Annotated in this window: 7 protein-coding genes; 1 reads left to right on the top strand and 6 read right to left on the bottom strand. The window is 46.9% G+C overall.

Features of this window, described 5'->3' with window-relative positions; translation table 11 throughout:
- From VN429_RS05800 to VN429_RS05785, 4 genes are all read right to left on the bottom strand, one after another.
- On the bottom strand, positions 1 to 645 hold a 645-nt coding region (locus tag VN429_RS05800; protein ID WP_325630831.1), incomplete at its 3' end, for an ABC transporter ATP-binding protein.
- Positions 642 to 1,094, bottom strand: a complete 453-nt coding sequence (locus VN429_RS05795) for an ABC transporter permease (RefSeq protein WP_325630828.1) — start codon at positions 1,092 to 1,094, stop codon at positions 642 to 644. The genes VN429_RS05800 and VN429_RS05795, both read right to left, overlap by 4 nt.
- A 39-nt stretch (positions 1,095 to 1,133) precedes the next feature.
- The gene (locus VN429_RS05790) at positions 1,134 to 1,841 is read right to left on the bottom strand and encodes an ABC transporter permease (protein WP_325630826.1); all 708 of its coding nucleotides are present in this window, start codon (positions 1,839 to 1,841) and stop codon (positions 1,134 to 1,136) included.
- Complete coding sequence (locus VN429_RS05785) at positions 1,838 to 3,106, bottom strand: COG1361 S-layer family protein (protein WP_325630824.1); 1,269 nt, start codon at positions 3,104 to 3,106, stop codon at positions 1,838 to 1,840. The genes VN429_RS05790 and VN429_RS05785 overlap by 4 nt, the downstream gene beginning before the upstream one ends.
- Positions 3,107 to 3,177: 71 nt before the next feature.
- On the opposite strand from VN429_RS05785, the gene VN429_RS05780 reads away from it, so the two are divergent.
- Positions 3,178 to 3,765: a TetR/AcrR family transcriptional regulator gene (locus VN429_RS05780; protein WP_325630822.1), complete on the top strand. Its 588-nt coding sequence runs from the start codon at positions 3,178 to 3,180 to the stop codon at positions 3,763 to 3,765.
- A gap of 104 nt (positions 3,766 to 3,869) precedes the next feature.
- Here VN429_RS05780 and VN429_RS05775 read toward each other — a convergent pair whose 3' ends face one another.
- On the bottom strand, positions 3,870 to 5,255 hold the full coding sequence (locus tag VN429_RS05775; RefSeq protein WP_325630820.1) for an NAD(P)H-dependent oxidoreductase: 1,386 nt from the start codon (positions 5,253 to 5,255) through the stop codon (positions 3,870 to 3,872).
- Position 5,256: 1 nt separating this feature from the next.
- Positions 5,257 to 5,499, bottom strand: coding sequence for an AbrB/MazE/SpoVT family DNA-binding domain-containing protein (locus VN429_RS05770; RefSeq protein WP_325630818.1), 243 nt, complete (start codon positions 5,497 to 5,499; stop codon positions 5,257 to 5,259).
- Positions 5,500 to 5,545: the final 46 nt, after the last annotated feature.

Here is a 5,545-nt window from a genome sequence, read left to right as displayed (position 1 = left end):
GAACAGAATGATCCGATCAAAAAATTCAGTATGCCATTGCTCATGTGACACCATTACCACAGTCTGGTTCTTCTCCTCATTGAGATGCCTGAATAGTTTGAGAATCGTTTGAGATGACTCAGTATCCAGGTTTGCACATGGTTCATCAGCAAACACAATCGCAGGACTGTTCATCAGTGAACGTGCTATTGCAACCCTCTGCTGCTGCCCGCCTGATAATTCCTTCCTGAGGTGATCGGCCCTGCCTCCGAGCCCGACGTCATCAACAAGCCCACCTGCTATCTCCATGACCTCGTGATAGTCACGACCCAGACCAAGTCCCGGAATAGCCACATTTTCAAGCACTGTCAAGTCTTCAATAAGAGCATAATCCTGGAAGACATACCCCATCTGCTCCAGACGAAAACGGGCCTTTTGTTCAGAAGTCATCAACGATGTCTCCTGTCCATTGATACATATCGTTCCTGAACTCGGGGTGTCAAGAAGGCCGACTTGGTGGAGAAACGTTGATTTTCCGCTCCCACTTGGCCCCATGATCCCAACGAATTCGCCCTTTTCAATACCGGTTGATACACCACGGAGTGCGTGAACCTGGACATTACCCATATGGTATGTTTTTGTCAGGTTTCCAGTCTTGACGATCATCCATTCACCAACTCCAGAATATCGCGATTTGCCGTCCGATAAGCAGGAATCAGGCCTGCGACAATTGAAACAATTCCAAGGGCCATAAACGACGGCAGGATTATCGTAAGATCCATTACCGGATACACGAAACCAGCCGGAAACTGAAGCGGTGAAGCCTTGAGATACTCCCTGATACAGGTAAAGATACAAAATCCAAGCAAGGCACCTGAACAGAAGATGAATAATACCTGGATTAAGTAATCCCTGATTATATCCCGCTCCGGAATTCCTACCGCCTTGAGGATTCCAATCTGTCTTCGCTGGTTGATCGTGTTGATATAGATAATGATGAAGATGACAATACTCGCGATAATGAGCGAGAAGACAACCATGATCATGCTCAGAAGGTTGAAACTCTTGATTGCGTCTCCAATCATTCCTTCCCCCTTCTGGGCGCTGGTTTTCACTTTATCCCGTATTCCATACTCAAGCAACCGGTTCTTTCCCTAATCAGGATCGGTTCCCGGGGTGAGGGAGACGAGGATTGTGGATGATCGATCACTTTGACCAAGAACTTCGGTTATCTCCTTTCTGGTGATAAATGCCTGTGAATCAGTATTGAAAAACCCGGTTTCAAATACCCCGCTGACTGACATTTTTTTGATGACACCATTTGCAAATGTCACATCCAGACTATCGCCGGTATGAACACCGCCAAGTGACTCCATCTTGTCTTTGCTCTCATCTTCATGTCCTGCAAGAATGCTTCCCATCAGAATGGTGTCCGTGTCCCCGTCTGAAAGATACCGCCCTTCTGTCATCTTTCCTGCAAGGTTGATAACCTCCCGGTCATCTGATGGAATGATGGCAACAATCCCGCGTGAAAGAGTCCGGGTATCAGATTCTAGAGAAGTACTGACCGATGCTCGGGAACTTGCAGCAGCAACCCCCGGGATTTTTTTTATCATCCTGATCTTCTCATGGGAACCTGAGATGAACGTGTTATCATCATCGGGATCAATGACAAGGTTTCCATACTGGTAATCTGTGACCTGTTTTGTGTATGCACTTGTAATCCCACCAACCAGTGATGGAAGAAAAACCATAAGGACAAATGACATGGCTACGACCAGAATGGTTAACACGAGAGTTCCCTTGTTTCCCCGTCTGATGGCCCGGGATGCCAGGTAGAAGGGTATGGACACCTTCTTCATTCAGTGTTCCTCTTTCGTTTCCACAGGAAAACCCCGCCCCCGAGAAGGATGATGATCCCCAGTACAGGAAGAACCGGCAAGTCTGGTTTTTTTGATACCGTGATCTCTATCGTATCCTTGAGTACATCAGTACTATTCCTGGTGTAGATAGAGACGGGAACCGGGATATCACCGGCTGGTGCATGCTGAATGTAAAAAACCGCCGGTGCATCATTATCAGGTTCTATCTTTCCAACAAACGCCTCTTTTGTTCCATTGAGTCCTGTATCAATCCTAGCCCTTACCCCATCTGCATCACCGGTTCCTGTATTTTCAATCCTGACGATCAGGCTAAACTGGGCACCCTCCTGGACTCTCACCGGATCGGTGGATACTGCAGATATTGATAACTCATGTTCTCCGGTAACCCTGACAGGAATCTCTTCGTTCTGCTCAATGATACGGCCGGAAGCAGTGTTAAACCTGATATAACATTGAACCGGATGAATTCCTTCAGTTACCTCTCTGCTTGTCAATATGGTAATATCAACAGGGATCTCATCACCCGGACCAAGCCTTCCGATGTGAATGGAACCAGGACTTGCAAGCGATACTTCCCTGTTTTCTGAACTTACATTCAGAATAACCTCACTTGCCGCAGTTTCGCCGGTGTTCTTGAGGATTAATTTTCCTGTCAGTTTCTGGCCTGGAACAACATGGTCAGGGAGAACTTTACTGATGAGAAGAGCCGGACTTTTTTGTACGAGCCGGTCATCGTTGACATTTACCGGTATCGGATATTTCAGGTTCCGCCCTCCCTGCGTAGCAATATGGAGTTCAGGGAAGTAAATCCCGGTCTTCTGGGGAGCTTTCACGAGGAAAGTGAGCGGGATAGACTGCCCGGGCCCGACTTCACCAACCCGCCGATAATCGCCTGATATAACCTCAAGACCGTTTCCAAAGATTTCAACATCATCGATGTAGGCATTGATCTCTTTGGTTTCGGTGACTGACTCCATCGTTTCACTCCCGGTTTTTAATGTCGTGGAGGCGGCTTTCGCGGTGTTGGAGACAGTAGCCGTGATAAGTGCAGAACCCCCGGGCATGATAACCTCTGGTTGAATCTGGTATCCTGTAATAACAATGGTGGGTTCACTGGCTAAGCAGAATCCACAGAATAATGAGAGGAAAAGAAGGCAGATGAGTACTGATGCTGATCCTGTTCTGATGAACCATACTATGGTTTTATGCAGGAATCTCCCGGAGTTAGAGATCTGTTCTGACATGTGTGTCATTATTACTGACACAAGTGTCATTATTACATTTTGAACCTAAATTACTGTGTATGCCACGGGTTTTGCCCGACTATAAGGAAGAGTCGCGAAAACAGATACTTCAGACTGCAACACGTCTCATACTCGAAAAAGGATACAAGAATGTGAATATGGGAGACATCGCTGCCGAGGCCGGGATGTCACGCCCAACATTGTATCTTTACTTCAGGGATAAAAAGGACCTGTTTATGGCAACATTACAGAACCTGATCGAGGAGGTGGGCGATGCCCTTGAAACATCTCTGGCTTCAAGTGATACATCACCTGATGGCGGTTTTTTTGATCGCGTTCACGAGATGTACGGAGATAAGTTTACCATGTTTTTTGAGATCATCAATACTACTGGCATTGATCCCGATCTGGTTCAGGAGATAGGCAGACTTCATGAGACGATACTGGACCGGATGACCACCCATATTGAAAACCGGATCCCGGCATGCAAAGACAGAATGGATCCCTATATTGTTTCAAATGCTCTCCTTGCCCTATTTATCGGACTCCAGATCAGGAGAAAAATAGGGCTTCCCCAGGATCAGGTGAGGGAATCATGGAATATAGTCCTTCACGCCCTGATCGGTGATACTTATGAGAAGCAACCAGACCTGGTGTGAACAGGTTTATTCCGACCTATCAGCCCATATCCCGTAAATCCGGGTAGCAATATCTTTCTGATAGATACTTTCACAAAGGGGATATTTCAGGATAATTCCAAGGGTTACTGGCGTTGAGCCTGTTTCAGCACCTGACTCTCGGTAAAGATCCTGGCATATGACTGGACCATATGCTTTGACATCATCGGTTTCACTTTCTTCTGAACCGGCCCAAGGCCCATCATTAGAGAGAGGAAGAATCGTGATAACCGTTTCCTGTACTGATACTGGGGGAAATCATAGAGGCCGTGCTTTTTGTAGTACCGGTGATCTGCCCTGAAGAATGGCCTCAGATCTCCCCATACGGCATCCCTCAGCACAATATGTCCGGCAACCGTCGGAAACATTGGAGGTTTATCATACCCATCAATTGCAGCCTGAACTGCCCGTTCTGCTGCTGACCTGATGAGTGCATCGATCTGGCCAGGATTTTTAGGTTCATCTGTGATAATATCTACGAGGTTGCCCCCACCCAGAAGACTGGTAAGGTTCTCTCTGAGTCCTGGAACCCTGACAAGCGGGCCTTCGATCATGAGTACCAGTTGTTTGTTTTCAAACCTGGGAACATGTCCAAGGAAAAAACTCCGGTCAAAGAACTGCTTCCAGGCAGCCGAGAGATAACGATCCCTAACGTATCCGGCATAGATGATGATATCTGCCAGTTCAATCTGCTCTTTCCAGAATGAACAGAATCCGTCTGAGTACACGCACTGATTATCAAATGCACACTGACAACAGCCCAGACATCCCCCTTTCATCCCGGTTTCATCAAGGTGCAGGGACTTCGCATCAGGGAATGCACAAGCCATCTGCCTGACCATTGCCTCAAGATTTGATCCCGGTGTTGCATCATGGAGGATCAGCACCTGTTTTACATGGGTTTCAACAGGGCTAATAGTTCCCGGAGTATATACTGCCGACCCGGCAGGAAGTGGAGGGTATGCTGGAAGCTCTGGTCTCTTCTCGTTGCAGGCCGAGAGAATATCCCTGCCGAAAAGAACCAGTTGATGTTGGTTCTTCGCTTCAAAAAGATCGTTCATTGCAGCAGAGAATGATCCTGCATAATTCATACCAAGATCTTCACTTATTCCCTGGAGATACTCGTGTACTTTCTGATCAAAGAAATGAACAGAGGTACTGAGTGAGGCTGCATATTTTCCTGTAAACAGATCCCGGGTATTTCGTTCGAATAAGAGTTCAACGAACCGTTTGTACTGGGCAGGGACATGCTGGAAGTACACCGGTGTGGCCCAGAGGATCAGATCTGCATTCCTGATGGCTGAACAGATCTCTTCCCACTCTTCTGGTTTCTTCTCAATTCCAACTATCTTTCTGCTGATGTGATGTGTAACAAAGGTATGATCAGGATTTGCCAGTTCAAGAAACCTGACATACTGCATAGTGACACTCGTTTCTCCTTTCGGACTTCCGTTCAGAACACATATCTGCATATTACTCCTCCTCATCGGTTTTTTTTTCGAACATCTGCAGCATCTTTGCTGCAAGTGGCCGGAATTTATCGGCTTTTACAAGAGCAATGCCACGCTTCTCATCACCCAGTACCATCAGGGTATCTCCCGGACTAATCCCGAATAAATCCCGGGCATTCTTTGGAATGACAATCTGGCCACGCTCTCCTACTTTTACTGTTCCGAAGATGTGTTTTCCATCTCCACAACTCTCATCTTCATACATCTGGATTATTCATCTCACAGATCACACTATTCACACTAGTATGATC

Origin of the sequence: Methanospirillum sp. (assembly GCF_035560735.1) — an archaeon.
GTDB lineage: Archaea > Halobacteriota > Methanomicrobia > Methanomicrobiales > Methanospirillaceae > Methanospirillum.
The sequence above is the reverse complement of the archived record's forward strand: the minus strand, read 5'-3'. Positions and strand labels throughout refer to the sequence as shown.

Excerpts from the sequence above, each read along its gene's own strand:
- VN429_RS05785 (WP_325630824.1), bottom strand. The coding sequence starts at position 3,106 with ATGTCAGAACAGATCTCTAACTCCGGGAGATTCCTGCATAAAACCATA.
- VN429_RS05770 (WP_325630818.1), bottom strand. The coding sequence starts at position 5,499 with ATGTATGAAGATGAGAGTTGTGGAGATGGAAAACACATCTTCGGAACA.
- VN429_RS05775 (WP_325630820.1), bottom strand. The coding sequence starts at position 5,255 with ATGCAGATATGTGTTCTGAACGGAAGTCCGAAAGGAGAAACGAGTGTC.
- VN429_RS05790 (WP_325630826.1), bottom strand. The coding sequence starts at position 1,841 with ATGAAGAAGGTGTCCATACCCTTCTACCTGGCATCCCGGGCCATCAGA.